The organism is Pseudomonas sp. FP198, from assembly GCF_030687895.1.
Classification (GTDB): Bacteria; Pseudomonadota; Gammaproteobacteria; order Pseudomonadales; family Pseudomonadaceae; genus Aquipseudomonas.
On sequence record NZ_CP117452.1, the window covers coordinates 104,822 to 128,856 of the forward strand.

The following is a 24,035-nucleotide window of genomic DNA, read 5'->3' on the forward strand; positions in this document are numbered from 1 at the left end:
CTTCCGGGCCGGGCGGCCCGGAAGGTAATGCCGAAGATTTCAGTCGGTTTTTTTCTTCAACTTGGGGTTGGGAAAGAACTGCACCGCCTGGACCTTGGCGTCCGGCGCTTTCAAAGCGGACGTATTGACCCGGGTGCCCAATTCCTTGGGCACTGACAGGCCTTGTTCATTGAGCGTGTCGGAATAACCACAAGCCACGCACTCGCGATGGGGCACGCCGTCTTCATTCCACATCATCAACTTGTCCGGCTCACTGCACGCCGGGCAGACTGCCCCGGCGATGAAGCGTCGTTTGGTAATCACAGGCCCCTCACTCATGCTGCCGCGTCCTCGCTCAGGCCGCTGTGGCGCAAGAGTGCGTCAATCGAAGGCTCGCGGCCACGGAAGTCGACGAACAGCACCATCGGCTCCTGGGAGCCGCCGCGCGCCAGGATCGCCTCGCGAAAGGCGCGACCGGTGTCGGCGTTGAGCACGCCATCTTCTTCGAATTTGGAGAACGCATCGGCCGACAGCACTTCCGCCCACTTGTAGCTGTAGTAACCCGCGGCGTAACCGCCGGCGAAGATATGCGCAAAGCTGTTGGGGAAGCGGTTGTAGGCCGGCGGACGCATCACCGACACCTCGTCGCGTACGCCTTCGAGCACTTGCAGCACGCTGCGGCCATCGCCGTGGGTGGCGTGCAGTTCGAAGTCGAACAGCGAGAATTCCAACTGGCGGACCATCATCAGGCCGGACTGGAAGTTCTTCGCCGCGAGCATTTTTTCCAGCAGGTCCTGGGGCAATGGCTCAGCGGTTTCGTAGTGACCGGAAATCAGCGCCAGGCCTTCAGGCTCCCAGCACCAGTTTTCCATGAACTGGCTCGGCAGCTCCACGGCGTCCCAGGCCACGCCGTTGATGCCCGACACGCCGGCATGATCGACGCGGGTCAACAGGTGATGCAGGCCGTGGCCGAACTCGTGGAACAGCGTGGTCACTTCATCGTGGGTCAGCAACGCCGGCTTGCCGCTGTCGGCCGGGGTGAAGTTGCACACCAGGTTGGCGACCGGGCTCTGCAGTACGCCATCAAGGGTACGGCGACGATCACGGGCGCCGTCCATCCAGGCGCCGCCACGCTTGTTGGGACGGGCGTACAGATCGAAAAAGAAGCGCCCGACGTGCTGGCCGTGTTCCTTGATCTCGAACAGGCGCACGTCCGGATGCCAGGCGTCGAAACCCTTCAGTTCAGCGATCTCGATGCCGTAGAGGCGTTGCACGATGGCGAACAGGCCGCCCAGCACCTTGTCGATCGGGAAGTAGGCGCGCAGGGCTTCCTGGGCGACGCTGTAACGTTGCTGGCGGAGTTTTTCGCCGTAGAAGCCGCTGTCCCAGCTTTGCAGGTCGGGGCAGCCCTGTTCGGCGGCGAACGCTTTCAATTGTTCCAGATCCTGGGCGGCGAACGGTTTGCTGCGCTTGGCCAGGTCGCGCAGGAAGCTGAGCACCTGATCGCTGGATTCAGCCATCTTGGTTGCCAGGCTCAATTCGGCGAAGTTGGCGAAACCCAGCAACTGGGCCAGTTCCTGGCGCAGGTCGAGGATCTGCTCCATCACCGGGCCGTTATCGTTCTGACCGGCGTTCGGGCCCTGGTCCGAGGCGCGGGTGCAGTAGGCGGCGTAGACTTCTTCGCGCAGGGCGCGGTCTTCGGCGTAGGTCATCACCGCGTAGTAGCTGGGAAACTCCAGGTTGATCAGCCAACCGTCGAGGCCTTTGGCCTGGGCCGCGGCGGCCATTTGCGCCTTGGCCGAGTCGGTCAGGCCGGCGAGGGCGGCCTCAGAGGTGACATGCTTGGTCCAGGCCTGGGTCGCGTCGAGCAACTGGTTGGAAAAGCGGCTGCCGAGTTCGGACAGTTTGCTTTGCACTTCGGCGTAGCGCTTCTGCTGCTCGGGCGGCAGATCGATGCCCGACAGGCGGAAATCGCGCAGAGAATGTTCCAGGATGGTTTTCTGGGCCACGTCGAAACCGGCGGCCTCGGGGCTGTTCGCCAGGGCTTCGAACGCCTGGAACAGTTCGCGGTTCTGGCCCAGCTCGGTGGAATAGGCACTCAGCGCCGGCAGGCAAGCCTCGTAGGCCTCGCGCAACTCGGGGCTGTTGCGCACCGCGTTCAAATGGCTCACCGGGCTCCAGGCCGCGGCCAGACGATCATTGAGCTCATCCATTGCCAATACCAGGCCGGCCCAGGTGGGCTGTTTGACTTGTGTCTTGAGGATCTCGGCGATGGCGGCACGGTTGTCAGCCAGGATCTGCTCGATGGCCGGTTGCACGTGCTCGGCACGGATCGCCGAGAATGGCGGCAGGTCGTAGGGCTGCAAAAGAGGGTTGTTCACGCTCACGGTTGGCACCTTGGCTGGAAGAAACATGGGCCCATCTTAATTACAATCGGCGTTCACCGCAGCTAGCAGCGCCTATCATCGGACAAGAGAGAGCCTATCGTGACCCTTCGAACGTACCAGAACCACAGCCCGCGGCTTGCCCGGGGGGCTTTTGTCGACAGCACCGCGGTGGTGATCGGCGACGTCGAGATCGGCGAAGACAGTTCGGTCTGGCCGCTGACCGTCATTCGCGGCGACATGCACCGCATCCGCATCCGCATCGGCGCCCGCACCAGCGTCCAGGACGGCTGCGTGCTGCACATCACCCACGCCGGGCCGTTCAACCCCGATGGCTTCCCGTTGCTGATTGGTGACGACGTTACGATCGCCCACAAAGTCATGCTCCATGGCTGCTCGGTGGGCAGCCGGATCCTGATCGGCATGGGCAGCATTGTGATGGATGGCGCGGTGGTCGAGGACGACGTGATCATCGGCGCCGGTAGCCTCGTACCGCCGGGCAAGCGCCTGGAGAGCGGCTTTTTGTATGTGGGCAGCCCGGTGAAGCAGGTCCGGCCGCTGACGGACAAAGAGCGGGCGTTTTTCACCTACAGCGCGGCGAATTACGTGAAGCTCAAGGATTTGCATCTGGCCGAAGGCTACGACCAGCCTTGAGTGGTTTGCCAGGCCCCTATTCTCGTGGCGAGGGAGCTTGCTCCCGCTGGGCTGCGTAGCAGCCCCACTTACTTCCTCAGGACCAGCCATGCACTACCAGACCATACTCTTTGACCTCGACGGCACGCTTACCGACCCGCGCGAGGGCATCACCCGTTCGATTCAGTTCGCCCTGGGCAAACTGGGCATCGACGAACCCGACCTGACCCGTCTCGAACATTTCATCGGCCCACCGCTATTGCAGGCCTTCATGCAGTTCTATGCCTTCGACGAAGCGAAAGCCTGGGACGCAGTAAATTTCTATCGCGAGCGCTTCAAGGTCACCGGCCTCTATGAAAACCGTGTCTTCGACGGTGTCGTGCCGCTGCTGGAAACGCTTGGTGGCCAAGGCCGACAGCTCTACATTGCCACGTCCAAGCCGTGGATTTTCGCCCGGGAAATCGCCCGTCATTTCGATTTCGCCCGGCACTTCAAGGTGATCTACGGTAGCGAACTGGATGGCACCCGTACCAACAAGGTCGAGCTCATCGCCCACCTGATGGCCGAAGAAAGCCTTGACCCGGCCAGCACCCTGATGATCGGCGACCGCGAACATGACTTGATCGGCGCGCGCAGCAATGGTCTGGACGCGGCGGCGGTGGGGTACGGATTCGGCAGTTTCGAGGAGTTGAGTGCGCAGAACCCGGTACATCATTTCCAGACACTGGAAGAGTTGCACCAGGCATTTTTGCGGGGCTGAAGACACAACTATCGGAAACGTCCGACATGCTCTAAGGAATTGTCTGATTTTCAGCACCTGCCACCGGGCATAGGTTCTCTGCAGAAAGTTTATCCATCGAGCAAGGAGAACCGCATGATTCAGCTGTCGCAAACGGAGCAGGTGATCTGGGATATGTATTTTGTCAGCGCCTTGCCGCAGGTGATGCAGCAGTTACCGGGCCGCCGTCCCGAGTTGATTGCGGAGAGCGCGGCCGAAGTCGCCGATGAAATGCTGGTGGAGCGCCGCGAGCGTCGCCCGGTGGCACAAAGGACTCTGCCGGTCAGGGACGCAACGATAAAATGAAAAAATAAATCCGGGACATGGTGGACCCCTGTGGCGAGGGAGCTTGCTCCCGCTCGGCTGCGAAGCAGTCGCAAAACCAGCGGATAAGGTGTGCCTGACGCCCCACGCCCGGCGGATTTTCGGGGCGGCTCCACGCCCCAGCGGGAGCAAGCTCCCTCGCCACACGAGCCCGGCGCTTATCAAACCGGCGCGTCAAACACCAGCGATCCCTTGATCGTCGCCCAATGCGCCGCTTCGGTGTCGCCCAGCTTCTCGGCCTTGACGTAGCTCAGGGCAAGCATCTTGCGTGTGCCCGGCAGTACCAGCGCGAGCTGATACTGAAAGACCTTTTCGTTGCCCTTGTTGAACTGGCTGCGCAACTCGATGGCTTCGACTTCCTGCCCAGCCCCCACGCGCAACGTGGCGCCCGGTTGGCAGCGCAGGTCCTGGACTTGCTTTTCCAGGCGCTTGAGCTGGTCGTCGAGGTTGCTTTGCAGGGTTTCTCCCTCGGCGAGCAGGCTGCGGCTGACGATCAGGGACGTGCCCAATTCGGGAAACTTGAGGATGTTGATCGAGGCGTCGAGCAACTCGCTGGGTGGCAGCTGGAGCTGAAATTCATTCAAACGGTAAGTCATGGCGCATCAGGTCTCGAAGTTAGCCTTTGGGTTAGCCTTTGGGAAAGGCGGCGGCGACGTTGGCATCGATGCTGGCCTTGACGCCCTGGCCGTCCGGCGTGGCACCGGGGCCGCCGCCGTTGTTCAGGTGCAGCACACCGCCGGTGTTGAACTCGGCATCGCCGCTGGCGTAGAAGCTGATCTGCACACCGGTCAGGTTGATCTGGCCGCTGGCGTTGAGCTCCAGGATGCTCTCACCGCACACCAGGCGCAGGTTTTCGCCGACTTCAATGACGTAGCTCTGGCTGATGCTGTCGGTCTTGCGCTGGCCCACCGACAGGATGTCCTCCTGCTTGACGATGCGCAGGCGGTTGTTGCCGATGATCACCGTTTCGTCGTGGCCGATGCTCTTGGTGCGGTCGTGGCCGACCGAATGGCTCTCATCCACCTCGACCACGATGTCCTGGTTGCGCTCGGCATGGATGTAAAGCTGCTCGGCGCCTTTCTTGTCTTCCATGCGTATTTCGTTGAAATTTGCCGGCGTGCCGCCTTTGCTCGAACGGCTTTTCATGCCGCTCTGGGTGGCATTCTCAGGCAGGTCGTAAGGCACGGTCTGCTCGGCGTTGTAGACACGTCCGGTGATGATCGGTCGGTCCGGATCGCCTTCGAGGAAGCTGACGATGACTTCCTGCCCAATACGTGGAATCTGCATCGAGCCCCAGTTTTTCCCGGCCCAGGTTTGCGACACCCGAATCCAGCACGAACTGTTTTCGTTGGACTGGTCGTGACGGTCCCAATAAAAATGCACCTTCACCCGGCCGAACTGATCGGTCCAGATTTCCTCGCCCTTGGGCCCGACCACCAAAGCCGTCTGCGGTCCCTTGACGATCGGGCGGTGGGTGATCGCCATCGGGCGAAAGCTCTGCTGGGCGTCGATGCAGGTCAGGCTGCTTTCGAACTGTGCCGAAGGCGCGCCGACGCCGCTCTCGCCGCTTTCCTGAGAAAGGTAATAACGCGCGCCGACGATCAGGTATTCGCGGTTCTGGTCCTGGCGGCTGAAGCCGGTCAGGCTGAACAGATGCCCCGAGCCCAGGCCTCGGGCATTGCCGGCCAGCTCGACCTGCTCGTGCAGGGTCTGCAAGGCTTCGATGCGGGTGCGGGCGTAGTGCTCGCCGTCTTCGCTCTGCACGTAGGTGCCGGGATAGTCATACAGCGGATAGTCGCCAGCGGTGTGCGGGCGCGGCATAGCCGAACGTACATCGATGCGCGCGCTGGGACGCTGGAAGTCGTAGTCGTTGAGCTCAAGCGACCCCGGTTGGACTTCCTGGGCCAGGTGCCAATCGTGGATATGATCGCGTTCACGCTGCTGCTCGTTCTTCGGATAGTACGGCACCGAGCCGTAGCCGGGCGCTTGGGTATGGGCGCCGTAGGCGTCGGCCAGCACCAGTACATGGCGACCCTGTTCATGACGGAAGAAGTAGTAGATGCCTTCCTGTTCCATCAACCGGCTGACGAAATCGAAGCTGGTCTCGCGGTACTGGACGCAGTATTCCCACTCGCGATAAGGCCGGCTGAGGGCGTCTTCGAAGTCGGAGAAACCCAGGTCGCGAAACACCTGCTTGATGATCTGCGGAACCGTCAGGTTCTGGAAGATCCGGCAGTCGGACGTTCGGGTCAGCAGCCACAGCCAGGGCCGTAAGGTGGCCTGGTAGCTGGCGAACTGGCCCTGGTCGATGTTCTGGCTGAAGCGCGCGACGATGCCGTGGAAATAGCGCTCGCCGCCACCGTCCAGTTGCAGGCTGACGCACATGGGTTTACCCAGCACCTGGTTGAGGTCGATGGCGTTGTCCAGCGAGTGCAACTGCAACTCATAGTTGAACAGCCGCCCCAACTCTTCGCCGCCGCCCATGTCCTTGAGCAGCAGCACCTCGGGTCCGAGGGGGCTGGTGATCTTTGCCAGGCGTGAGGCTTGGTTGAATACCATCGGTTGTCCTTATCGCTGCCGCAGTCCCTTATGCTGGCGAAGACTGCAATGGTCTGATTCAAAAAATCAACAGAATATGCCCTTCGATGGCTTCTGCAGAGGCGTGAATCGCCAGAGTGGTGACGCTGATCGCATAATGTAGAGGGTTACCTGGAGGAGAGGAACCCGGTTCTTGATTGTTGCCAGGCATTACCCGAATATCTGCTCCTCCACGCGTCACCTCATGTCCATGGAAAGCGATTACTGTGACCTCATACCGCATTCAAGAAGCCGATCTCGAAATCCCCGATACCTGGCAGGACCAGAGCATCAACATTTTCAAGCTGCCGGCAGTGGGACCCGCCAAAGAGGCCAGTTTCGTCATCAGCCGCGATGCCACCCAGGGTGACGCTCCCTTTGCCGAGTACGTGGACCGCCAACTCAAAAGCGCGGAGCAGCAATTGCCGGGCTTCAAGCTGGTCCAGCGCTGGGACACGGCGCTGCATGGGCACACCACCACCTTGCTGGATTACACCTGGCAACGCGAAGGACGCGACCTGATGCTGCGCCAGGTTTTCATCGAGCGTAAGCCGTCCGTACTGATCACCACCTTGACCACCACACCCAACGACTTCGCCTATCACGAGCCGGCCTGGAAGCTGGCGATGCATTCGCTCAAGCCACAGCCTCCGATTGTCTGAGATTCGATACGTGCCACTGCGCAGTCAGACCAAACAGTGAGGTAGATTCCCGCGATGGATGCACAGGCGGCGGCACGTCTGGGTGACGAAATAGCCCACGGGTTCGGGTTGGCCGCGATGGTCGCTGGTGCCGTGGCCGGCGCCTTGATCGGCGCTGCGGTCGTCGCCGCGACGGTCGCCACGGGCGGTGTGGCGCTGGCGATCATGGCCGGCTCGATCGCGGCTGGCGGCTTGTCGATGTTCCAGATCGTCAAGGGCCTGTCCACCATATTCAACCTGCCCGAGCCGACCACGGGGGCGTTGATCATGGGCAGCTTCAACGTCTATATCAACGATCGCAATGCCATGCGGGCGGGCGAAGACATCGCCTCTTCCTGCACCGGCCTGCCGATGAACCATCCGATCTGGCCCTTTCCGGTGCTGATCGCCGAAGGCAGCGCCACGGTGTTCATCAACGGCAAACCGGCGGCGCGCCTGCACAGCAAAATGGTCTGCGGCGCCCACATCAAGACGGGCAGCCCGAACACCTTCATCGGCGGACCGACGGTGTCGGTGGCGTTTGTGCTGGACCTCGAAGGCTGGTTGCATACCGGCCTGGAAGCGTTGGGAATCGTGGCTGCGGGTGCTGCGCTGGTATTGGCCGCGATGGCCGGCGCCGCCGCCCTTGCTGCAGCCGTCGCCATTGGCGGTGCCGCGATGGCAGGCATGGCACTGCTGGGGGACCTGGGTGACCGCCTTGGTCCGGGTTACCGGGATCTATTGCAAGGCGTGGCGGGCATGGCCTTGCTGGGCATGGGGCCGAAGCTGGCGAAACTGGGCAAGCCAGCCACCACCTCCAAGGCTCCCAAGACCTTCGAAGAGGTCTACGCAAAAGCCCCGGCCGCCAAAGCGGAAATCGATACCGTCGCCGATGAAATCGCCGCCCAATATGGGGGCAAGGTCGCCAAGGCGCCGATCAAGTCCGAGGCGCGTGCCCGAGAGAAAATCGACAACGATTATGGTGGGGATGCGACCCGGATCAAGGACCTGGCCAGGAACACGATCATTGTCGAATCCGACCAGATCAGTTCCGTTGCGGCAGAGCTCGGCAAGCGCGGCGCGAACGTGAAAGTGATTGACGGTGCCGCTAACGAAATGGGCTATAGCGGCGTCAATTCCACGATGCAGACCCGCGCTGGAATACCGGGAGAAATCCAGGTCAACTCACCGGAAATGATCTACGCCAAGGAGCCAGAGCCGCTGGCTCGGGTGTTGCTGGGGGACGACACCTATAATGCCGTCGCCGCAAAAACCCAGGTCCCTGGCGGGCTGGGCCACAAGTATTACGAAGACTTCCGGGTCTTGGACAAGGCCAGTCCGCAGGCGCAAGCTATCGCGGACAAGAGCAAGGCCTATTACGACGCAGTCAGGGGGAACGGTGGGAATTGAATTGAGTGCCTTCGCCAGTCGGGATGTATTCCTGGACTACGACCACGAAGAGGTCACCTTCCGTTGGGATCATCGCACCGGGACCGTATTCAGGAAGTTTTATGCTGCCGAAAGCGAACAACCGGTTCCCGCGGACAACAGGCTGTACAACGACGCCGTCTTGTATGGTCGCGAGATTTCCAAAGAACAATACGAGAAGGGCTTTGACCGCCGATGAGCATTCTGGACGCTGCAATCGCCTTGGCTTCAAAGGTCCACGCGGGCCAGGTGGATAAGGCCGGCAAGCCCTACATTCTCCACCCGTTGCGCCTGATGATGAAGTTCGACGGGCTTGAAGAGCAACTGGTCAGCCTGTTGCATGATGTGGTCGAAGACGGCGATGTCACGCTGGATGAGCTGCGCGAGCTTGGCATTCCCGAGGCCGCGGTGACGGCTATCGATTGCTTGACCAAGCGCCAGGGCGAGACCTATGAACAATTCATTGCGCGGATTCGTCCCAATCCACTGGCGACCCAAGTGAAAATAGCGGACATCCACGACAATCTTGATCTCACCCGGCTGCCCGTCGTGCGAGACAAGGACCTGGAACGCGCCGCGAAATATCATCGGGCATTGCGTTATCTGCAAGAGCAATGAATCATCCGCCGCCATCTGATCGTTGAAGGCAAGACCGGCGATCTCTGATATCGATATCCCCTGTGCAGTCGTACACACCCGTAAGGTAGTTTTTCGCAATGGATGCACAGGCAGCAGCCCGTCTGGGTGACGAAATAGCCCACGGGTTCGGGTTGGCCGCGATGGTCGCCGGAGCCGTGGCCGGCGCCTTGATCGGCGCTGCGGTCGTCGCCGCGACGGTGGCCACGGGCGGTGTGGCGCTGGCGATCATGGCCGGCTCGATCGCGGCTGGCGGCTTGTCGATGTTCCAGATCGTCAAGGGCCTGTCCACCATATTCAACCTGCCCGAGCCGACCACGGGGGCGTTGATCATGGGCAGCTTCAACGTCTATATCAACGATCGAAATGCCATGCGGGCGGGCGAAGACATCGCTTCTTCCTGCACCGGGCTGCCGATGAATCATCCGATCTGGCCCTTCCCGGTGCTGATCGCCGAAGGCAGCGCCACGGTGTTCATCAACGGCAAACCAGCGGCGCGCCTGCACAGCAAAATGGTCTGCGGTGCTCACATCAAGAGCGGCAGCCCGAACACCTTCATCGGCGGACCGACGGTGTCGGTGGCGTTTGTGCTGGATCTTGAAGGGTGGATGCACACTGGGTTGGAAGCGTTGGGGATGCTGGCCATGGGGGGGGCGGCGATTCTGGCGGCCATGGCCGGCGTGGCCGCTTTGGTCGGCTTTGTGGTGATCGGCGGCACGATGATGGCTGGCATGGCATTGCTGGGGGATCTGGGGGATCGCTTGGGACCCGGGTACCGGGACCTGCTCCAGGGCGTGGCAGGAATGGCGCTGTTGGGCCTTGGCCCGAAAATGGCGAAGATTGGTGCTGGCCCCAAACCGGCCACGGTGCGCTTCAAACCGGGCTACACGTCGGACGATATCGCTTCGATGCCCAAGTTCAGCAGACCGAAGAGTGCTGCTGATTACCTTGAGGACTCCTATATCGCCGAGCACCTCAAGGTCTTCCAGGATGAAGGCGGTGCTTTTCTATTCACGCCGGATGACATCGCCAACCCCATGTACCAGACCTTTAGCCCTAACAAATACGTCATGGCAAAGTCAGATCTGCATGGTGTAGTGGCTGAGTTCAAGAAGACCGGCGACGTTTCGCTGTTAGAGTCTGCCTTGGGCTATGACCCGGGCAGCCTGGCCGGCAAGGAGATCTACATGATGGACTTGAGCAGCCCCAAGGTAGTCATGCCAACCGGCAATGAATATGGGGCGAACCCGCTATGGCGTCCTGGCGGCCTGACCCATCCTGGCGGTATGCGCGAAGCGGTCATGGACAACGTGGGCATCCCGCACAACAACGACATCAATTTCCTGATCGCGAACCCGGATGTGGTGAAAATCCAATGAATGCCAACTTGGACAACGTATTACTGCTGGCCCTGGCCAATGACGAGTTGGATAAATTCCTCGTCGGCGAGCCGTTCTATTTTCAAGAAGCCAAGAATGACAATGCTGAACCGCAGAACATCGTCGCGGCTTTCGATCAACTGTTGCTGCGTTACTGGCAACAGACTCACGACAGCCAGTTTCCCGGGCGCTTCGTGGCGGCCTTGCTAAAGATCCTCGCGACCTACCCTGACCGCAATCGGGCGATTTATGTCGCAGCGGTGTGGGTCTGGTACTACCGGTTTTGCCTGAGCAAAAAGCAGGCACAACCCGATGGGCTTTATGCCGACCTGTTCGAGATCGACATGGGCGCCGTGGCGCTGGCCCTCCAGCGGCAGCTTGAGCTCAACAAGGCTGAGCTGGTCCAGGATGCGCGTTGGGCCGGTGCCAGCTGGAACAGCCAGAACGGCCTGTGGGGACCGCTGATGCGCACAGCCCTGGTCGTCCGGGACAAGCTGGGCGGCCCTGATTTTGTGCCGGCCAATCTTTGAATGCTGAAGGGCTACGTGGAAAGAGCGGACGGTGATTCTGTCAGCGTTCGATTAATTGATAACGGGCTGGATTCGTCCCTGCGTGCTATCGGATTTTCAAACGCGGCAGAGAAAGATATCTACGTTTTGCGCGTCGCGGACAACACCCAGAAGGCCAAGGTATTCGATGAGCTCCGTTCGTTGGGGGTGGCCTTTTCGGCGGGCAAGGAATGGTGTCCCTCCGAAGTGTTCGAGTATCTTCGTGACGAGCAATTGCTGAGCGGTAAATATCTGCGAGTCGCATGGACGCAGCCTGGGCAATATCTGCTTACGAACGCATGAAATTTCAAGATGCCCTGGTCCACCATGAAGATGGACTCTGTGTGGGGACGGAACAGTGCTCGGGTCGATTCTATGTCTCCATACCGGTCAGCAACGGCATGGTCGATTACGAGGAACATTATGAAATCGATCGCGCAACCTTCGAGCTGTTCAGACGTGACCCGAATGCCGCGTTGCCGTTTGTGGCTCGTTGTAAAAAGCGCGAGCTGGACGAGCTGTTGATTATCCAGCCGGGAACGAGCCGCGGCACAGCCATCTGATCGCCGAAAGGGCCGGTGAGGCCGCAGTGCTTTTCACTATGGCCGTAGACAGACCCCGTGGCGAGGGAGCTTGCTCCCGCTGGGCTGCATAGCAGCCCCTTTTGTGAACGCTCTTCGCACTCAAGCGGGAGCAAGCTCCCTCGCCACGGGATCAGCGTTTTTCTTGAGTGAGCAGCGTTGCAGTCAGGCTGGGGTTGTTCCTGCGGTGAACCTCACTGCTTGGCCTTTGCCGGAAACAAAGCTTTCACCGCCGCCTCGATCACGCCCTTGATGCCCTTGCCCTTGGGGTCCACGGCGCTTGCGCCACCGGAGTTGAGGTCCAGGCGGCCGCCGGTGTCGATGTTGCCATTGCCACTGGCGTAGAGGTTGAACGCGGTGCCGGAGATATTGATCTCGCCACTGGCGTTGAACTCCAGCACGCTTTTGCCACACACCAGCCGAATCTGCGAACCCGCCTCGATGAGGTATTGGGTCGCGATGCTGTCGCTCTTGGCGCCGCCGACGAGCAACGTATCGTTGCGCTGCACGGCCCGCAGCCGGTCTTCGCCAATGCGTACAGTTTCGTTGCGGTCGATGTTCTTGCGGCGATCGCGACCCACCCAGTGGCTTTCATCCACTTCCACGGCGATGTCCTGGTTGCGCTCGGCGTGGATGTAAAGTTGCTCGGCGCCCTTTTTATCTTCCATGCGGATTTCGTTGAAATTCGCCGGCGTGCCGCCCTTGCTCGAACGACTCTTGGTACCGCTCTGGGTGGCGTTGGCGGGCAACGCATAGGGGACGGTCTGTTCGGCGTTATACACACGACCGGTGACGATGGGCCTGTCGGGATCCCCTTCAAGGAAACTGACAATCACTTCCTGGCCGATGCGCGGGATCTGCACCGATCCCCAATTCTTGCCGGCCCAAGCCTGTGACACCCGAATCCAGCACGAACTGTTTTCGTTGGACTGGTCGTGGCGATCCCAATAAAAATGCACCTTCACCCGGCCGAATTGGTCGGTCCAGATTTCCTCGCCCTTGGGCCCGACCACCAAAGCCGTCTGCGGCCCTTTGACGATCGGGCGGTGGGTGATCGCCATCGGACGGAAGCTTTGCTGGGCGTCGATGCAGGTCAGGCTGCTTTCGAACTGTGCCGAAGGCGCGCCCACGCCGCTCTCGCCGCTTTCCTGGGAAAGGTAATAACGCGCGCCGACGATCAGGTATTCGCGGTTCTGGTCCTGGCGGCTGAAACCGCTCAGGCTGAACAAATGCCCCGAGCCCAGGCCTCGGGCGTTGCCCGCCAGTTCGACCTGCTCGTGCAGGGTCTGCAAGGCTTCGATGCGGGTTCGGGCGTAGTGCTCGCCGTCTTCGCTCTGCACGTAGGTGCCGGGATAGTCATACAGCGGATAGTCGCCAGCGGTGTGCGGGCGCGGCATGGCTGCGCGCACGTCGATGTGTGCACTCGGGCGTTGGAAGTCGTAATCGTTGAGCTCAAGCGACCCCGGCTGGACTTCCTGGGCCAGGTGCCAATCGTGGATATGATCGCGTTCACGCTGCTGCTCGTTCTTCGGGTAGTACGGCACCGAGGCGTAGCCGGGCGCTTGGGTATGGGCGCCGTAGGCGTCGGCCAGCACCAGTACATGGCGACCCTGTTCATGGCGGAAGAAGTAGTAGATGCCTTCCTGTTCCATCAGCCGGCTGACGAAATCGAAGCTGGTCTCACGGTACTGGACGCAATATTCCCACTCGCGATACGGGCGGCTGAGGGCGTCTTCGAAGTCGGAGAAACCCAGGTCGCGGAACACCTGCTTGATGATCTGCGGGATGGTCAGGTTCTGAAAAATGCGGCAATCGGAGGTGCGGGTCAGCAGCCAAAACCACGGGCGCAAGGTGGCCTGGTAGCTGGCGAACTGGCCCTGGTCGACGTTCTGGCTGCAACGGGCGACGATGCCATGGAAGTAGCGCTCGCCACCGCCATCGAGCTGCAGGCTCACGCACATGGGCTTGCCGAGCAGTTGATTGAGGTCGATGGCGTTGTCCAGCGAGTGCAGCTGCAACTCATAGTTGAACAGCCGCCCCAGCTCTTCGCCGCCGCCCATGTCCTTGAGCAGCAGCACCTCGGGCCCGAGGGGGCTGGTGATTTTCGCCAGGCGGGAGGCTTGGTTGAATAACATCGGATGTCTCGTGCAAGTTGTGTAAATGGAGTAACGCAATCAACTGTGGGAGCGAGCTTGCTCGCGATAGCGGTATGTCAGTCAACGTGGATGTTGAATGTGACTGCGCTATCGCGAGCAAGCTCGCTCCCACAGGGGTCGTGCGGTGTTCCCTGAACTCAGCCCGCGTCGCTGAAATCGTATTGCAGTTCGTTATCCACGGCGCTGATTCGGACGCCGGCCATGGCCTTGCCTTCGAGCATGCGAGTCAGGAACTCGCGGCTCATGTCCGGCAGCAGGCTGTTGGTCAGGATGGTGTCGATCATGCGCCCGCCGCTTTCGGTTTCGGTGCAGCGCGAGACGATCAGGTCGATCACCGCGTCGTCGTAATCGAAGGCCACTTTGTGGGTGCTCTCCACGCGCTTCTTGATGCGGTTGAGTTGCAGGCGGGTGATGGCCTTGAGCATCTCGTCGCTGAGCGGATAGTAGGGGATCGTCACCAGGCGGCCGAGCAGCGCCGGCGGGAAGATTTCCAGCAGCGGCTGGCGCAGGGCCTTGGCGATTTCTTCCGGCTCGGGCACGTTCTGCGGGTCCTTGCAGACCTGGGCGATCAGCTCGGTGCCGGCGTTGGTGGTCAGCAGGATCAAGGTGTTCTTGAAGTCGATCACCCGGCCTTCGCCGTCCTCCATCACGCCTTTGTCGAACACCTGGAAGAAAATCTCATGCACGTCCGGGTGGGCTTTCTCCACCTCGTCCAGCAACACCACGCTGTACGGTTTGCGCCGCACGGCTTCGGTCAGCACGCCGCCTTCGCCATAACCGATGTAGCCCGGTGGCGCACCCTTGAGGGTGGACACGGTGTGGGCTTCCTGGAACTCGCTCATGTTGATGGTGATGACGTTCTGTTCGCCGCCGTACATGGCTTCGGCCAGGGCCAGGGCGGTTTCGGTCTTGCCCACGCCGGAGGTGCCGGCGAGCATGAACACGCCGATCGGCTTGCTCGGATTGTCGAGGCCGGCGCGCGAGGTCTGGATGCGCTTGGCGATCATCTGCAAGGCGTGGTCCTGGCCGATGATGCGTTTTTTCAGGTGCTGGTCGAGGTTGAGCACGGTCTCCAGTTCGTTGCGGGCCATGCGGCCCACCGGGATTCCGGTCCAGTCGGCGACCACCGAGGCCACGGCCTGGTAATCTACGGTCGGCAGGATCAGCGGGGTCTCGCCTTGCAGGGCGGTCAGGCGCTGTTGCAGGTCCACCAGTTTCTCGCGCAGGGCCTGGCTGTCGTTGTCGGAAGCTTCGCTGCCGTCCTCGCTGTCCACCAGGCCGACGCGCTCGCGCAGGGTGGCGCGGGTTTCCAGCAGTTCGTCGACCAGGGTTTTCTCTTCGGCCCAACGGCTTTCCAGCTCGGCCAGGCGTTCGCGCTCGGCGGCGAGCAGGCTTTCGGTCTGGGTCTGGCGGGTGCCGATGGCGATACCGATCGCATGTTCACGGGCGATGATCTGCAGCTCGGTTTCCAGCGCTTCGATGCGCCGGCGACTGTCGTCCACTTCGGCCGGTACGGCGTGCAGGCTGATGGCGACGCGGGCGCAGGCAGTGTCCAGCAGGCTCACGGACTTGTCCGGCAACTGGCGCGCGGGAATGTAGCGGTGGGACAGCTTGACCGAGGCTTCGAGGGCTTCGTCGAGGATTTGCACCTGATGGTGTTTTTCCATGGTCGAGGCCACGCCGCGCATCATCAGCAAAGCCTTGTCTTCCGACGGCTCAGCGACTTGCACCACCTGGAAACGCCGGGTCAGCGCCGGGTCCTTTTCGATGTGCTTCTTGTACTCGGCCCAGGTCGTGGCGGCGACGGTGCGCAAGGTGCCGCGGGCCAGGGCCGGCTTGAGCAGGTTGGCCGCGTCGCCCGTGCCGGCGGCGCCACCGGCACCCACCAGCGTGTGGGCTTCGTCGATGAACAGGATGATCGGTTTCGGCGAGGCCTGGACGTCTTCGATGACCTGACGCAGGCGCTGCTCGAATTCACCTTTCATGCTCGCGCCGGCCTGCAACAGGCCAACGTCGAGGCTGCGCAGCTCCACGTCCTTGAGCGAAGGCGGCACGTCACCGGCGACGATGCGCAGGGCAAAACCTTCGACCACCGCGGTCTTGCCGACGCCGGCTTCACCGGTGAGGATTGGGTTGTTCTGCCGACGGCGCATGAGAATATCCACCAGTTGGCGGATCTCTTCGTCACGGCCGACGATCGGATCGAGCTTGCCGCTGCGGGCCTGTTCGGTGAGGTCGACGGTAAAACGCTTGAGCGCTTCCTGCTTGCCCATGGCGCTGGGGGCCATCGCGCCGCTGGCTTCGCCGGGCACGGCACCGGCGTTGAAGCCGTCGCTGGCGGTCAGGGCGTTTTCCGGCGAGTCGCCGACGTATTCGTCAAACCGTTCGCTCAGGGCTTCGACCTTGACCTTGTCGAATTCCGACGACAGGCCCAGCAGCGCATGACGCAGGCTCGGCGTCTTGAGGATGCCCAGCACCAGGTAACCGGTGCGCACCTGGCTTTCGCCGAACATCAGGCTGCCGTAGACCCAGCCGCGTTCCACGGCCTCTTCCACATGGGACGACAGGTCGGTGATGGAGGTCGACCCCCTTGGCAAACGATCCAGTGCGTCGGTCAGGTCGCGGGCCAGGCGCGCCGGCTCGATGTTGAACTGGCGGATGATGCGGTGCAGGTCCGAGTCCTGCAGTTGCAGCAACTGATGAAACCAGTGGGCCAGTTCCACATAAGGGTTACCGCGCAACTTGCAGAACACGGTGGCGGCTTCGATGGCTTTGTAGGCCACGCTGTTGAGTTTGCCGAACAACGCGGCGCGACTGATTTCACCCATGCTCATGGCTCCTTGAGGTCTGTGAGGTGTTGGCCTGTTCGGCGTAATGCCGGGCCAGTATTAGATCGTTGGCATCTTTTTCGGGGCGTCCCAGCCAGGTGTTGAAACCCAGCCGGAAACGGCCATTGAGTTGTAGTGCAGGCACTTCGGGCTGCTCCAGGACCAGGTTCAGGTCCCAGTCCAGTTCGTGCCCGAGATATTCGGCGACCCAGGCCACCAGCTCATTGAACGGTTGGCTGCCGGGCAGCATGCCCATGTAGTCGACGAGCTTGAGCGGTCCCAGGCGAATGCGGAATTTGTGCTGGCGATCCCACACGTAGCGGCCCAGGCAGAAGTCCACGCCCAGTTGATGGGCGCTGACGCCGACGCGGCTGCGCTCCGGCAGTTCCAGCCATTGGCCGACGTATTCTTCGATTTCCACCGGCAGGCCGAAGTACTCGCCGAGGATCGCTTTCAAACCGTCCGGGTAGCGGGTTTGCGCCGACAGGTGACCGCTGTAGTGCAGCTTCGCCGTGTCGGGAATCAGCCCCTGGTTGAGCAGGCTCGGCATGCCCCGGCCGCTGAGTGCCGCCAGGCGCGCGGACCAGTAATCATCGTCCGGGCGATCATGGCTGACCGTCGGCCGTGCTTCGGCCCAGGCCCGGTAGAACAGGCTGAGCAGGCGATGATGGAAGACGTCGAGAAAACGTTTGCTGGTGCTGTCGCCATTGTTGCGCTGGCGTTCGCGCACGTATTCGGTGATGTGCAGCGGCATCGGGCCGTTGGGGCCGCCGAGGCCGAAGAAAAATTGCTCCAGGCGCGCCGGCGCACCGTCGACGCCCGGTTGCACCGAGGCCAGGGTCGCCGGCGCGAAAGTGCACTCGGCCTGTTGCCCGAGGCGCAGCGGATCATCGGCCAGGCGCAGGGAATGGCCCAGGCGCGGCAGTTCGGGGGATTCGCACTCGATGCGCCGCAACGCCTGGAAGAAGTCGTATTCCCAGGGTTCCTGGTGCATCGCTTCCAGGGTGCTCACAGGGTCGGACGACGTCCGGGCTTGGCTTTCCATCGCATGATCTCGCCGCGTTCGGTGGTACGGATCACCGTCTCGGTAAAACTGTTGATCGACACGTAGCGTGCCAGGAAGCGTTCGAACACCGCGCCGAGCAGGAACACCCCGGTGCCGCGAAACGCGTTTTCATCGAATTCCAGGGTGATCTCCAGGCCGCGACCAAACACGATCGGGCCGGGCATCGGCAGGCGCCGGGTGCAGGCCTTGCTGCTGACTTCGCGCAGGCCTTCGATCTGCAATTGCAGCGCCGCATCGTTGCTGTCGCCATACAGGCGCAGCAGTTCGCGCAGGGCGGCCGCGCCCTGGCCTTGTTCGCTCAAGGACAGGTAGTTCAGCGACAGCTGGCTGATCAGCCGCCAGGCCTTGGCGTCGTGGGCATGGCTGGCCCTCGGGCGACTCGGCCCGGCGACGCAGCGCACCGCGCCCACCGGCGCGCTGTCGGCCAGGGTGAAGTCGGTCTTGCCGTTGCCCACGCTCATGAACAGCGGCAGGTCGCGGTTGGTGCACAGCGCGGTCACGCCCAATTGACGCAGGTCGTGGCGATAGGGCGTTTGCTGGCTGTCCACCAGGCTGACGAAGGTCTCGCTGCCGATATAGGTGGAGCGCGGGCCGTTGCGGCGTTGATCGCTGGACAGCACGCGCGGTTCGCGGCGCACCGTGTAATAGGCCTTGTCGCGGCCATAGCGGGACGGATCACGGACGGCGTAGAAGGGCAGGAACGGCTGCTCCGGGCCGGTGCCGTGGCCGGCCAGCCCGGTCAGCGAATGCACTTCGAAATCCATCGGCCGGGTGCGGTCGGCAATCACATGATGTTCGTTGACCCGGTCCGACAAGTGAATGCGGTCCAGGCGCTTGGGAAACAGATTGATCGCCGGCGTGCAGAACGGCAGGAACTGCGCAGCGCCGACGCTGCCTTCCAGGCTCGGATCGTGGCGGTCGAACAGCACGATCAGCTCAAGCTCCTGGCCATCGCAACGCTTGACCGCGCGACCGAGCTGGGTGAAATCGACGAACAGGAAACGGTGCGGCAGGGCGAAATATTCCTGCAGCAGGCGATAACCCTGGAACGCCCGCGACACCACCGGCAGCGCGGCCTCGGCGTCATCGAAGCCTTGCGCGCGCAACGCATCCTGCGGCAACCGTTCGACCCAGTTGCCGCCGGGCTGGCGGGCGAACACCGCGCAGGCATTGCCCAGCAGTTGTTCGTAGAGGCGGAAGGGCTGTTCGTCGGCGCCGCTCAAGTACAGCGGCAGGTTGTCCAGGGCCAGGCTGTTGAACGGCAGTTCAGCGCCGGTGCGCAGGGTCAGGCGCAGGCCGGCCTTGGCTTTCGGTTCGCTGGCGGCCAGGCGCCCGAGCACCGCGGACGGGTTGCCGAAGTACTCGGCCTGGCTGACCTGCAACGGCCACAACGTCACTGCGTGGGCGGTGCGGTACTCGCAGCAGGTCTGGGATTCGCGACCCAGGGCGGCGCGCAGGACGGTGTCACGGGGCAGCGGGAAACCGCTGCTCAGTGAACCTTCATCGGGGTCGGCCTGCATCTGCACCACGGTCATCGACGGCGTCGGTGCCAAGTAATGCGGATAGGCGATTTCCAACAGGTTGTGGGTGAACGTCGGGTATTCGGCGTCGAGCTTGAGCTGCACCCGTGCGGTCAGATAAGCGAAGCCTTCCAGCAGGCGCTCGACGTACGGGTCGGCGCAGTCCATGCCGGCCAGCGACAACCGGCTGGCGATCTTCGGGTATTCCTGGGCGAACTCCGCCGCGCTTTCGCGCACGTGGTGCAGTTCCTGGTTGTACAGCTCCAGCAGGCGCGGGTTCATGGGCGTCTCCGCTGGTCGGCGTTGACTACGCGCACGTGGCCGGTTTCCAGATCCAGGTCGGTTTGCAGCATCAGGCGCAGCGGTACCGGCTGGGCCCAGAGATCGCCTTCGATCTCGAAGCTCAGGGCGTTATGGTTCATCTCGGCGGTTGCCCGGGCGCGCACGCGCAGGGTGTGGCGCAAGATACGCGGCTCGAACGTGGCGATGGCCTGGTGGATTAACGTTTCCAGCGCAGGCACATCGATGTTCGAGGCGCTGTTGCCGGCCAGCGCCGGCAGCCCGAAATTTACCACCGAGGTGCCCGCCGGGGTGTGCAGCGTGGCATCGGCGTCGAGCAACGACGTGGTGTTGAGCAGCCACGCCAGGTCACGCAGCACCGAGGCTTTTAATTGGGTAAGGGACAGCACGCGCTTGTCGGCGCTTTCCTTCGGGTTGCTCGGATCGTCGTCGGTCAGCCGGTCCAGCAGGGACGGTTGCAGACGATCACGGGTGGCGATTTCGGTTACCACGTAAAGGGTGCCACATACATTTTCTGGTCTCCGCCGGAGCCGCAAGACGCATAAAGGCTGACCATTCCCGCCTCGAAACCTTTTGCTGTTTGACGAATAGCCTGCATTTTGCTCAGGCAATCGCGGCTGGGGGCCGGCATGTGTTCGCTGCGCCAAACGGCAAATATGGGGGTGTTGTTGAACATTTCCACGCGCAGTTTCTGCTGTTTATCCAGACTAAAGCCGCAAGGCCATTCCATGTCCAGTTTCATGCGACTCTGGTCAGGTTTTACCAGGGTGCACTGGCCTTGCTCGTCGACTAGCTTGAGCTGCTGACCAACAAAATCGGCTTGCGTGGTCAGCGTATCGGCATGCTCGGCGCATGCGCTCAGGCTGATCAGGCTTGTCGCCAGGCATAGGGCGAGCGCGGGCTTCTTCATTAGATGAGCTCCCAGAACCAGACCTTCTTGGAACGGTAGAACAGGTCGCTGGTCTGGGTCAGACCACGATTCCATAAATCGATATGGTCGCCGCTACGACCTTCCGGGGTCTCTCCTGACTGTTGGAAACAATCCTTGAAGAAAATCAACCCGGTCTTGCCCATCAACTTCTGCCGGTCGGCGGGGCTATTGCTGAGGATGGTTGGACGTCCCAAATGGTGCTTCCACAACCAGTTCGCCAGCGATTCGGCGCCCCTGGCGTGTTCATGTGCGCACTTGGGTTCGGTGTAGGTGGACTTGTTGACCTTGATGGTCTTTTCCGCATTGAGCGTCAGGCTCATGCGAATCGCGCATTGGTTTGCCCAAGGGCCGTCGCAAGGTTTCGCGTCGGGATGGGTGACCAGCAAATCGGAATAGGCTTTCCACAAATTGATAAACGCAGGCTTGGCCATGACTCAGACACCGGAAGGGAAAGGATGGGTTGCGAGCAAGCACCAAACACCCCCGGCGCGTGGCGCCGGGGGCGTGTTCGATTACACCTTGACGTTCTGACGGATGTTCCAGCCGAACTTGACCGGACCGCCTTCCTTGGTGCCGTCGGCTTTCTGTGGCTGGTAATCCACCAGCACCTTGGCGAAGTTCAGCGTGACGTTTTCAGTCAGGCGATCATCGCCGCCCGAGCCGCCAGTGCTCAGGGAAGTGATCAGTACTTCTTCCAGGTTGATGATCATGTACTCGACCTGGCTTTCGCCGCCGGCCTTGCGCACGGTCAGCTTGACCTTGTCGACGTGCTTGCCGCTGGCGCAGTGCATCATCAGGTTCGGCGAAGCCTTGTCGACGTACTTGGTCAGCGACAGGTCCTGGATGCTCACCTTGCCCGCGCCACCGCCACTGCCGACGTGCATGTTACCGGTCTGGGACATGCCCCAGCTCCAGTTCAGGACGTCGATCTCATCCTTGTGGACCTTGTCCATGGACTCGCCCTTGATGTCGCCGATCTTGATGAAAATATCAACAGCCATGTTTTCTCCCTGTGTGGTCTTTACCACATTGTTTGGTTGACGCTGACCTTGCGAAATTACTGCCATTGAACGCTACGAAGGCGATCTCCAACCCACTGAAGATCCCCTGTGGGAGCGAGCTTGCTCGCGATAGCGGAGTGTCAGATACAGACATGACAACTGATCCACCGCCATCGCGAGCAAGCTCGCTCCCACATTGGCTTTGTAACGTTCAGTAAATCCTTACGCGCCCTTGGCCGACGGCAGTTTCGATACCAGGCGCAACGACACGGTCAGCCCTTCGAGCTGATAGTGCGGGCGCAGGTAGAACTTGGAGTTGTAGTACCCCGGGTTGCCTTCGACTTCTTCGACGATCACTTCGGCGGCAGCCAGTGGATGCTGGGCCTTGGTGGTCTCGGTGGAGTGCGCCGGATCGCCATCGACGTAGTTGAGGATCCAGTCCTGCAACCAGCGCTGCATCTCGTCCTTCTCTTTGAAGGAGCCGATCTTGTCGCGCACGATGCACTTCAGGTAATGGGCGAAACGGCAGGTGGCGAACAGGTACGGCAGGCGCGCGGCCAGGTTGGCGTTGGCGGTGGCGTCCGGGTCGTCGTATTCGGCCGGTTTCTGCAACGACTGGGCGCCGATGAAGGCGGCAAAGTCGGTGTTCTTCTTGTGCAGCAGCGGCATGAAACCGTTCTTCGCCAGTTCCGCTTCACGGCGGTCCGAAATGGCGATTTCGGTCGGGCACTTCATGTCCACGCCACCGTCATCGGTCGGGAACGTGTGGGCCGGCAGGTTTTCCACTTCACCGCCGGACTCAACGCCGCGGATGCGCGAGCACCAGCCGAAGTGTTTGAACGAGCGGTTGATGTTCACGGCCATCGCATACGCGGCGTTGGCCCAGGTGTACTTGGAGCTGTCGGCGCCGTCGGTGCTTTCTTCGAAGGCGAAGGCTTCCACCGGGTCGGTCTTGGCGCCGTACGGCAGGCGCGCCAGGAAGCGCGGCATGGTCAGGCCGATGTAGCGCGAGTCTTCCGATTCACGCAGCGAACGCCAGCCGGCGTATTCCGGCGTGGTGAAGATCTTGGTCAGGTCGCGCGGGTTCGACAGTTCCTGCCACGAGCCCATGCCCATGACGGTTGGCGAGGCGGCGGCAATGAATGGCGCGTGCATGGCGGCGCAGACTTTCGACAGCTCGCCCAGCAGTTCCACGTCCGGTGGCGACTGGTCGAAGTAGTAGTCGCCGACCAGGCAGCCGTAAGGCTCGCCGCCGAACTGGCCGTATTCTTCTTCGTACATCTTCTTGAAGAGCGGGCTCTGGTCCCACGCGGTGCCCTTGAATTTCTTCAGGGTCTTGTGCAGGTCGGTCTTGGAGATGTTGAGCACGCGGATCTTGAGCTGCTCATCGGTCTCGGTGTTGTTGACCAGGTAGTGCAGGCCACGCCAGGCGCTTTCCAGTTGCTGGAAGTCCGGGTGGTGGATGACCTGGTTGACCTGGGCGGTGAGCTTGGCGTCGATCGCGGCGATGATCGACTCGATCGACTTGATGGCGTCGTTGGACACCAGGTCGGTCTGCGCCAGGGCCTGCTCGGCCAGCGTGCGCACGGCGGTCTCGACGGCTTCGCGGGCGCGTTCGGTCTTGGGCTTGAATTCTTGCAGCAGCAGCGAGGCGAACTCGCTGGTTTCTTCGGTGGCGCCCAGGTTCTGGGGCTGATTGTCGCGTACCAAATCGTTCATGATCGTTTGTCCTTAAGCCTTGGGCTCTGCATCGGCGGGCTTCGGCGCGCTGGCAAGGGCCTGCAGCAGCGCTGGGTCCTTGATCGCCTTCATGATGATTTCCTCGGCGCCGGTCTTGCCGTCCATGTAGGTCAGCAGGTTGGCCAGTTGGGTGCGCGCTTCGAGCAGCTTGTTCAGCGAATCGATCTTGCGGGCCACGGCCGCAGGGCTGAAGTCGTCCATGCTTTCGAACGTCAGGTCCAGGCTCAGGTTGCCTTCGCCGGTCAGTTCGTTAGGCACATGGAACGCCACGCGAGGCTGCATGGCCTTGAGACGCGAGTCGAAGTTGTCGACGTCGATCTCGAGGAACTTGCGATCGGCCACCGGCGCCAGAGGCTCCGCGGGCTTGCCGGCCAGGTCCGCCATTACCCCCATGACGAAGGGCAACTGGACCTTTTTCTCGGCGCCGTAGAGCTCGACGTCGTACTCGATCTGCACTCGAGGCGCGCGGTTGCGCGCGATGAATTTCTGAGAACTTTGCTTCGCCACGTTGCTGCTCCTGGTCGCTTGAGCGACGGTGTTGGCGTCATCGGGGGTACCTATGACGT

At 61.7% G+C, this 24,035-nt stretch carries 25 protein-coding genes; 11 read left to right on the forward strand and 14 right to left on the reverse strand.

The annotated features are described in order from the left end of the window. Positions 1-39: 39 nt before the first annotated feature. Together PSH78_RS00490 and prlC are read right to left on the reverse strand one after the other, a co-directional pair. Positions 40-318, reverse strand: a complete 279-nt coding sequence (locus PSH78_RS00490) for a YheV family putative zinc ribbon protein (RefSeq protein WP_018600854.1) — start codon at positions 316-318, stop codon at positions 40-42. Continuing rightward, the gene (gene prlC / locus PSH78_RS00495) at positions 315-2,366 is read right to left on the reverse strand and encodes an oligopeptidase A (protein ID WP_305497846.1); all 2,052 of its coding nucleotides are present in this window, start codon (positions 2,364-2,366) and stop codon (positions 315-317) included. Before prlC ends, PSH78_RS00490 begins: the two co-directional genes overlap by 4 nt. 99 nt (positions 2,367-2,465) lie before the next feature. On the opposite strand from prlC, the gene PSH78_RS00500 reads away from it, so the two are divergent. From PSH78_RS00500 to PSH78_RS00510, 3 genes are all read left to right on the forward strand, one after another. Continuing rightward, positions 2,466-3,017: a gamma carbonic anhydrase family protein gene (locus PSH78_RS00500; protein ID WP_305497848.1), complete on the forward strand. Its 552-nt coding sequence runs from the start codon at positions 2,466-2,468 to the stop codon at positions 3,015-3,017. Between the two features lie 88 nt (positions 3,018-3,105). Beyond that, positions 3,106-3,756 carry an HAD family hydrolase gene (locus tag PSH78_RS00505; protein ID WP_305497850.1) on the forward strand — a complete coding sequence of 217 codons (651 nt, stop codon included), beginning with the start codon at positions 3,106-3,108 and terminating at the stop codon, positions 3,754-3,756. 114 nt (positions 3,757-3,870) lie between these two features. After that, positions 3,871-4,080, forward strand: coding sequence for a hypothetical protein (locus PSH78_RS00510; RefSeq protein WP_305497851.1), 210 nt, complete (start codon positions 3,871-3,873; stop codon positions 4,078-4,080). 179 nt (positions 4,081-4,259) lie between these two features. Here the strand turns inward: PSH78_RS00510 and PSH78_RS00515 are convergent, their stop codons facing one another. Beyond that, positions 4,260-4,694 carry a DcrB-related protein gene (locus PSH78_RS00515; protein ID WP_305497852.1) on the reverse strand — a complete coding sequence of 145 codons (435 nt, stop codon included), beginning with the start codon at positions 4,692-4,694 and terminating at the stop codon, positions 4,260-4,262. 31 nt (positions 4,695-4,725) lie between these two features. After that, the gene (locus tag PSH78_RS00520; protein ID WP_305497853.1) at positions 4,726-6,657 is read right to left on the reverse strand and encodes a type VI secretion system tip protein VgrG; all 1,932 of its coding nucleotides are present in this window, start codon (positions 6,655-6,657) and stop codon (positions 4,726-4,728) included. A 245-nt stretch (positions 6,658-6,902) separates the two neighbouring features. On the opposite strand from PSH78_RS00520, the gene PSH78_RS00525 reads away from it, so the two are divergent. The 8 genes from PSH78_RS00525 to PSH78_RS00560 all read left to right on the forward strand — a co-directional run bounded on the left by PSH78_RS00525 (position 6,903) and on the right by PSH78_RS00560 (position 11,909). Beyond that, on the forward strand, positions 6,903-7,337 hold the full coding sequence (locus tag PSH78_RS00525) for a DUF1795 domain-containing protein (protein WP_305497854.1): 435 nt from the start codon (positions 6,903-6,905) through the stop codon (positions 7,335-7,337). Between the two features lie 54 nt (positions 7,338-7,391). Further along, the gene (locus tag PSH78_RS00530; protein WP_305497855.1) at positions 7,392-8,765 is read left to right on the forward strand and encodes a PAAR domain-containing protein; all 1,374 of its coding nucleotides are present in this window, start codon (positions 7,392-7,394) and stop codon (positions 8,763-8,765) included. Between the two features lies 1 nt (position 8,766). Continuing rightward, positions 8,767-8,982: a hypothetical protein gene (locus PSH78_RS00535; RefSeq protein WP_305497856.1), complete on the forward strand. Its 216-nt coding sequence runs from the start codon at positions 8,767-8,769 to the stop codon at positions 8,980-8,982. Next, the gene (locus PSH78_RS00540; RefSeq protein WP_305497857.1) at positions 8,979-9,401 is read left to right on the forward strand and encodes a GTP pyrophosphokinase; all 423 of its coding nucleotides are present in this window, start codon (positions 8,979-8,981) and stop codon (positions 9,399-9,401) included. The genes PSH78_RS00535 and PSH78_RS00540 overlap by 4 nt, the downstream gene beginning before the upstream one ends. Before the next feature lie 98 nt (positions 9,402-9,499). Further along, positions 9,500-10,798, forward strand: a complete 1,299-nt coding sequence (locus PSH78_RS00545) for a PAAR domain-containing protein (RefSeq protein ID WP_305497859.1) — start codon at positions 9,500-9,502, stop codon at positions 10,796-10,798. Then, positions 10,795-11,328 carry a hypothetical protein gene (locus PSH78_RS00550; protein WP_305497860.1) on the forward strand — a complete coding sequence of 178 codons (534 nt, stop codon included), beginning with the start codon at positions 10,795-10,797 and terminating at the stop codon, positions 11,326-11,328. Before PSH78_RS00545 ends, PSH78_RS00550 begins: the two co-directional genes overlap by 4 nt. Beyond that, complete coding sequence (locus tag PSH78_RS00555; protein ID WP_305497861.1) at positions 11,329-11,649, forward strand: hypothetical protein; 321 nt, start codon at positions 11,329-11,331, stop codon at positions 11,647-11,649. Next, positions 11,646-11,909, forward strand: coding sequence for a hypothetical protein (locus PSH78_RS00560; RefSeq protein ID WP_305497862.1), 264 nt, complete (start codon positions 11,646-11,648; stop codon positions 11,907-11,909). Before PSH78_RS00555 ends, PSH78_RS00560 begins: the two co-directional genes overlap by 4 nt. A 212-nt stretch (positions 11,910-12,121) precedes the next feature. On the opposite strand, the gene PSH78_RS00565 is transcribed toward PSH78_RS00560, so the two are convergent. The 10 genes from PSH78_RS00565 to tssB form a co-directional block, all read right to left on the reverse strand. After that, positions 12,122-14,062: a type VI secretion system tip protein VgrG gene (locus PSH78_RS00565; protein ID WP_305497863.1), complete on the reverse strand. Its 1,941-nt coding sequence runs from the start codon at positions 14,060-14,062 to the stop codon at positions 12,122-12,124. A gap of 158 nt (positions 14,063-14,220) precedes the next feature. Further along, on the reverse strand, positions 14,221-16,911 hold the full coding sequence (tssH, locus tag PSH78_RS00570) for a type VI secretion system ATPase TssH (RefSeq protein WP_305497865.1): 2,691 nt from the start codon (positions 16,909-16,911) through the stop codon (positions 14,221-14,223). Continuing rightward, on the reverse strand, positions 16,904-17,956 hold the full coding sequence (gene tssG / locus PSH78_RS00575) for a type VI secretion system baseplate subunit TssG (RefSeq protein ID WP_305497867.1): 1,053 nt from the start codon (positions 17,954-17,956) through the stop codon (positions 16,904-16,906). The genes tssH and tssG overlap by 8 nt, the downstream gene beginning before the upstream one ends. Next, positions 17,920-19,779: a type VI secretion system baseplate subunit TssF gene (gene tssF / locus PSH78_RS00580; protein WP_305497869.1), complete on the reverse strand. Its 1,860-nt coding sequence runs from the start codon at positions 19,777-19,779 to the stop codon at positions 17,920-17,922. Before tssF ends, tssG begins: the two co-directional genes overlap by 37 nt. Then, positions 19,776-20,288, reverse strand: coding sequence for a type VI secretion system baseplate subunit TssE (tssE, locus tag PSH78_RS00585; RefSeq protein WP_305497870.1), 513 nt, complete (start codon positions 20,286-20,288; stop codon positions 19,776-19,778). The genes tssF and tssE overlap by 4 nt, the downstream gene beginning before the upstream one ends. Next, positions 20,282-20,707 carry a hypothetical protein gene (locus PSH78_RS00590; RefSeq protein WP_305497871.1) on the reverse strand — a complete coding sequence of 142 codons (426 nt, stop codon included), beginning with the start codon at positions 20,705-20,707 and terminating at the stop codon, positions 20,282-20,284. The genes tssE and PSH78_RS00590 overlap by 7 nt, the downstream gene beginning before the upstream one ends. Beyond that, positions 20,707-21,159: a type VI secretion system amidase effector protein Tae4 gene (locus PSH78_RS00595; protein WP_305497872.1), complete on the reverse strand. Its 453-nt coding sequence runs from the start codon at positions 21,157-21,159 to the stop codon at positions 20,707-20,709. Before PSH78_RS00595 ends, PSH78_RS00590 begins: the two co-directional genes overlap by 1 nt. An 81-nt stretch (positions 21,160-21,240) precedes the next feature. Then, positions 21,241-21,729 (reverse strand): type VI secretion system tube protein Hcp, encoded by a 489-nt coding sequence (locus PSH78_RS00600; RefSeq protein WP_186615146.1) that lies wholly within the window; start codon positions 21,727-21,729, stop codon positions 21,241-21,243. Positions 21,730-21,951: 222 nt separating this feature from the next. Further along, a complete protein-coding gene (gene tssC / locus PSH78_RS00605; protein WP_305497874.1) occupies positions 21,952-23,448 on the reverse strand; it encodes a type VI secretion system contractile sheath large subunit in 1,497 nt (498 codons plus the stop codon). A gap of 12 nt (positions 23,449-23,460) precedes the next feature. Further along, the gene (tssB, locus tag PSH78_RS00610) at positions 23,461-23,976 is read right to left on the reverse strand and encodes a type VI secretion system contractile sheath small subunit (RefSeq protein WP_186633609.1); all 516 of its coding nucleotides are present in this window, start codon (positions 23,974-23,976) and stop codon (positions 23,461-23,463) included. Between the last annotated feature and the right edge of the window lie 59 nt (positions 23,977-24,035).

What these genes read in the sequence shown, in the direction of transcription:
- PSH78_RS00490 (WP_018600854.1), bottom strand. Translation starts at nt 318, where the DNA reads ATGAGTGAGGGGCCTGTGATTACCAAACGACGCTTCATCGCCGGGGCA.
- PSH78_RS00505 (WP_305497850.1), top strand. Translation starts at nt 3,106, where the DNA reads ATGCACTACCAGACCATACTCTTTGACCTCGACGGCACGCTTACCGAC.
- PSH78_RS00510 (WP_305497851.1), top strand. Translation starts at nt 3,871, where the DNA reads ATGATTCAGCTGTCGCAAACGGAGCAGGTGATCTGGGATATGTATTTT.
- PSH78_RS00515 (WP_305497852.1), bottom strand. Translation starts at nt 4,694, where the DNA reads ATGACTTACCGTTTGAATGAATTTCAGCTCCAGCTGCCACCCAGCGAG.
- PSH78_RS00520 (WP_305497853.1), bottom strand. Translation starts at nt 6,657, where the DNA reads ATGGTATTCAACCAAGCCTCACGCCTGGCAAAGATCACCAGCCCCCTC.
- PSH78_RS00530 (WP_305497855.1), top strand. Translation starts at nt 7,392, where the DNA reads ATGGATGCACAGGCGGCGGCACGTCTGGGTGACGAAATAGCCCACGGG.
- PSH78_RS00540 (WP_305497857.1), top strand. Translation starts at nt 8,979, where the DNA reads ATGAGCATTCTGGACGCTGCAATCGCCTTGGCTTCAAAGGTCCACGCG.
- PSH78_RS00545 (WP_305497859.1), top strand. Translation starts at nt 9,500, where the DNA reads ATGGATGCACAGGCAGCAGCCCGTCTGGGTGACGAAATAGCCCACGGG.
- PSH78_RS00550 (WP_305497860.1), top strand. Translation starts at nt 10,795, where the DNA reads ATGAATGCCAACTTGGACAACGTATTACTGCTGGCCCTGGCCAATGAC.
- PSH78_RS00555 (WP_305497861.1), top strand. Translation starts at nt 11,329, where the DNA reads ATGCTGAAGGGCTACGTGGAAAGAGCGGACGGTGATTCTGTCAGCGTT.
- PSH78_RS00560 (WP_305497862.1), top strand. Translation starts at nt 11,646, where the DNA reads ATGAAATTTCAAGATGCCCTGGTCCACCATGAAGATGGACTCTGTGTG.
- PSH78_RS00565 (WP_305497863.1), bottom strand. Translation starts at nt 14,062, where the DNA reads ATGTTATTCAACCAAGCCTCCCGCCTGGCGAAAATCACCAGCCCCCTC.
- tssH (WP_305497865.1), bottom strand. Translation starts at nt 16,911, where the DNA reads ATGGGTGAAATCAGTCGCGCCGCGTTGTTCGGCAAACTCAACAGCGTG.
- tssG (WP_305497867.1), bottom strand. Translation starts at nt 17,956, where the DNA reads ATGGAAAGCCAAGCCCGGACGTCGTCCGACCCTGTGAGCACCCTGGAA.
- tssF (WP_305497869.1), bottom strand. Translation starts at nt 19,779, where the DNA reads ATGAACCCGCGCCTGCTGGAGCTGTACAACCAGGAACTGCACCACGTG.
- PSH78_RS00590 (WP_305497871.1), bottom strand. Translation starts at nt 20,707, where the DNA reads ATGAAGAAGCCCGCGCTCGCCCTATGCCTGGCGACAAGCCTGATCAGC.
- PSH78_RS00595 (WP_305497872.1), bottom strand. Translation starts at nt 21,159, where the DNA reads ATGGCCAAGCCTGCGTTTATCAATTTGTGGAAAGCCTATTCCGATTTG.
- PSH78_RS00600 (WP_186615146.1), bottom strand. Translation starts at nt 21,729, where the DNA reads ATGGCTGTTGATATTTTCATCAAGATCGGCGACATCAAGGGCGAGTCC.
- tssC (WP_305497874.1), bottom strand. Translation starts at nt 23,448, where the DNA reads ATGAACGATTTGGTACGCGACAATCAGCCCCAGAACCTGGGCGCCACC.